The following is a 4,452-nucleotide window of genomic DNA, read 5'->3' on the forward strand; positions in this document are numbered from 1 at the left end:
TACTACGCGCCGCAGGCCGGGGACGACCCGAAGTACCACTGGTGGACCAAGACGATCACCGACCGTCTCCAGGGCACCACGGGCTTCGCCTACTCCGTGAACGCCGGGAACGCCAAGTTCACCGACACCAAGGTCACCGACGCGGAGTCGCACGCCACCGACTACGTGGCCGACGACTTCGGCCGCCCGGTACAGAACACCAACGCCAAGTCCGAGACCACCAAACTGGCCTGGGACGCGGACAACAACGTCACGTACCTGGAAGAGGCCAACGGCGCCAAGACCGCGTACTGCTACGACCAGAAGACGGGCTACCCGCTCTGGCAGCGCGACGCCGAGAACAACAAGGCCGGTGTTCCCGCGCAGAGCGACTGCGCGCCGGGCACCTATCCGGCCGACTCCGCTCAGTACGCCTACCAGACGCGTGCCGACGGCTTCTCCGCCGACCTGATCACCAAGACGTCTCCCCAGGGGCGGAAGTGGCAGTTCGGGTACGACACCTTCGGCAACCTGAAGACCGTCACGGACCCGAAGGGCGTCGCGACCACCGGCACCCCCGGTGACTACACCACGACGTACGAGTACGACTCCTACGGCCAGCTCACCAAGGCGATCGACGCCAACGGCAACGCGACCGTCAACAGCGGTTTCGGGCCGACCGGCTACCCCACGAAGATCACGGACGCGCTGACCAACCCGACGTGGTTCGTCTACGACGACCGGGGCCAGGTCACCGAGGTCACCGACGCCCTGGGCAAGAAGACCACCCAGTCGTACGACGTCTTCGGTCGCACGCTGGGGCGGACCGTCCCGAAGAAGCAGGACCAGGGCACCCTCATCACCACGCCCGCGCCGGTCTATGACGCCAATGACAACATCGTCACGTCGACGGCGCCGAACGGGGCCGTGTCCACGGCCCTCTACGACGCGGTCGACCAGGTCGTCTCCGCCACGGCTCCGCAGGACACGACCACGTCGGGCGAGCGCCGGACGGCCTACACGTACGACAAGGCCGGCAACCTCACGTCGACCACCGAGCCCAAGGGGACGTTGACCACGGGCGACCCGTCCGACTACCGCACGACGCGGACCTACGACGCGGTCAACCAGCTGACGTCCGTCGTCAACGCGGCCGGGCACAAGCTGTCCTACGAGTACGACAACGTCGGCAACCTGGTCACGGTCGTCGACCCGAAGAAGAACGCGTCCGCCGACACCACCGACTTCACCACCAGGACGGCGTACGACCTGGACCACCGGGTGACCTCGGTCACCGATGCCGCCGGCAAGACCACCAGGAAGGGCTACGACAAGGACTCCCTGGTCGTCTCCACGACCGACGCCGAGAACAACACCACGACCGTCGTCCACGACGAGCGCGGGAAGAAGCAGGAGGTCAAGGCCCCGTACGAGGGGACCACGCTCCGGACGACGAAGTACGAGTACGACCAGGTCGGCAACACCACCAAGGTGATCAGCCCGCGCGGCGTCGACACCGCGGCCGCCGACGACTTCACCACGGAGACCACCTACGACGCGCTGAACCGGGCGAAGCGGCAGATCCAGCCGTACGACCCTGCGGACGCCCGCTACAACAAGAAGGTCTGGACCGAGACGACGTACGACGAGGTCGGCCGGGTGAAGACCGTGTCGGCACCGCCGTCCGAGGGACAGACCGTCCGCAACGACACCACGTACACGTACTTCGACAACGGCTGGGTCGAGTCGTCGACCGACCCGTGGGCCATCGTCACCACCTACGACTACAACGAACTGGGCAAGCAGACCGCGCGCACCCTCGCCTCGGCGGGCGGCTCCTCGAACCGCACGATGACGTGGTCGTACTTCCCCGACGGCAAGCTCAAGTCGCGGTCGGACGACGGCGTGCCCGTCGGCAGCGCGGTGGTGCTCGTCGACAACTCGGACACGCAGAACACCACCTCGACCGGCACGTGGACGAAGGCGAGCGTCAGCGGCCAGCACGGCTACGACCACCAGGTCCACGCCGCCGGAACCGGCACGGACGCCTTCACCTGGACGCTGAACATCCCTAAGGACGGCACGTACACCGCGTACGTGAAGTACCCGAAGGTCACCGGCGCGGCCACGACCGCGAAGTACACGGTCAGCCACGCGGGCGGCACCACGGACAAGGTGATCAACCAGAGCACCGGCGACGGCACGTGGTTCGCGCTCGGCTCGTACTCCTTCACCCAGAGCGGTGCCGCGAAGCTCCAGCTGTTCCAGAACAGCGGCGGCGCGGTGGTCGCCGACGGCGTCAAGCTCGTCCGGAACGCGTCCGGCGAGACCGACACCGAGAAGAACGGCTTCACGTACGGATACGACGTGAACGCCAATCTGACGTCGATCGGCGACACCTCCTCCGGTGCCCGGATCGACACCTACGCGGTCGCCTACACGGGCCTCAACCAGGTCCAGAAGGTCACCGAGTCGGCCGGCGGCCAGGAGAAGAAGGCCACCTCCTTCACCTACGACCGCAACGGCCTGCCGGAGACGGTCGCACACCCCGACCAGTACTCCACGTACACGTACGACCTGCGCGACCTCGTCGCGTCGGTGTCCGTCGGGACCTCCGCGACCGACGGTTCCCCGAAGGTCAGCTCGTACACCTACACCGCCCGCAGCCAGAAGCTGAAGGAGACCCAGGCCAACGGCAACACCGTCGACCACACCTACTTCCTCGACGGGTCCGCGAAGACCCGCACCGAGAAGAAGGCGAACGGCACGCTCGTCTCCCAGCACACCCTGAGCTACGACGCCAACGGCAATCCGGCGCAGGACACCGGCCGGAAGATGAGCGCGGACGCGGCGTCGACGTACATCGACGTCACCGCCGCCTACGTCTACGACCCCGTCGACCGCATCGCGAAGGTCACCAAGACCGGCACGAACGCGTCCACGGAGACGTACGTCCACGACGACAACGCCAACGTCGTCGCACAGACGGTCAAGGGAGTGTCGTCCAGCTTCACCTACGACCGTGACCGGCTGTTGTCGGCGACGGTCTCGGGGGCGGTGGCGAACTACAACTACGACCCCTTCGGCCGCCTGGAGACGGTCACCGGCGGCGGCAAGGTGGTGGAGCGCAACACCTACGACGGCTTCGACCACGTGGTCGAGACGTCCAGGCTCACCAGCGGCGGCGGCCAGTCGGTCACGCAGTACGCCTTCGACCCGTTCGACCGCACGACCAGCAAGACGGGCGGCGGCAAGACCACCACGTTCAACTACCTCGGCCTGTCCGCCGACGTGCTGAGCGAGGAGGTCGCGGGCGCGGTCACGGCCTCGTACCAGTACTCGCCCTGGGGCGAGCGGCTGTCCCAGCTCAAGAACCCGGGAGCCGCCCAGGAACTGGGCGTGTACGGCTACAACGCACGCGGCGACGTGGAGACCGTCACCACGGCGGCCGGCGACACCTCGGCGACGTACGGGTACACGGCCTACGGCAAGGACGAGGCGGGCGAGTTCACCGGCCGCGACAAGCCGGACCCGGACGACCCGGCCAAGGACGCGTTCAACCCGTACCGCTACAACGCCAAGCGGTGGGACGTCTCCTCGGGCACGTACGACATGGGCTTCCGCGACTACAAGCCCGAGCTCAACCGTTTCACCACCCGTGACATGTACAACGGCGCGCTCGCCGACATGCGGCTCGGTGCCGATCCGGTGACCGGCAACCGCTACGCCTTCACCGGCGGCAACCCGGTCGGCCGGGTGGAGCTGGACGGCCACGAGCCGGACTGCATGGGGTACAACAGCTTCACCTGCCCCCGGATGAACCAGGACACGGAGGAGCTTCCGTCCGGTCCGGGCGAGTGGGGCAACGGCTGGCAGCTGACCACGGACGACACGCCGTCCACGGACACCGACGAGCCGGCCCCGGCACCGCAGCCCAAGCCCATCCCGGCGTGGGAGAACTTCCTCGGTGGCGTGACCCACACGCTGCTGACCGGCTTCACCCAGGGCGGCAGCGACGGCGGCTCCACCGGCATCTGCGCCGGAATCGGCGGTGCGATGTTCACCGGCTACGCGGAGCAGGGCTGCTTCATGGTCGTCCAGACCAGCAACGGCGACTACGACATCGGCTTCACCGAGAGCCACGGACCGGCCGTCGGCGACGGAGCCTCCGCGAGCCTCGACATCGTCTGGAGCAACGCCGACAGCTTCAACCAGCTCGCCGGCTCCGGCGTCGGGGCCGATGCGTCGGTCGGCCCGCTGCTCGGCGTCCACGGCCTGTACGGCCGGGCGGTGAACTCCGCGGACGAATGGTCGTTCCCCACGGACTTCAGCAATCCGTGGGTGGTCAACAGTGACGGTGATCCCGTGTACACCGTCGGGGGCGGCGTCACCTTGGTGACCGGTGTCGACGTGGCCGGCGGAACCAGCTTCACCACCATCTACGGGGGGAGCGGATGGTGACATGATTCCAGC

Annotated in this window: 1 protein-coding gene; it reads left to right on the forward strand. The window is 67.6% G+C overall.

All coding sequences use genetic code 11. From position 1 onward, the window contains the following. Positions 1-4,440: golvesin C-terminal-like domain-containing protein (locus tag ACWGN5_RS41685; protein ID WP_453524218.1), on the forward strand; the 4,440-nt coding region annotated here is incomplete at its 5' end. Positions 4,441-4,452 lie beyond the last annotated feature (12 nt).

The sequence above is a fragment of the Streptomyces sp. NPDC055815 genome, assembly GCF_053616475.1.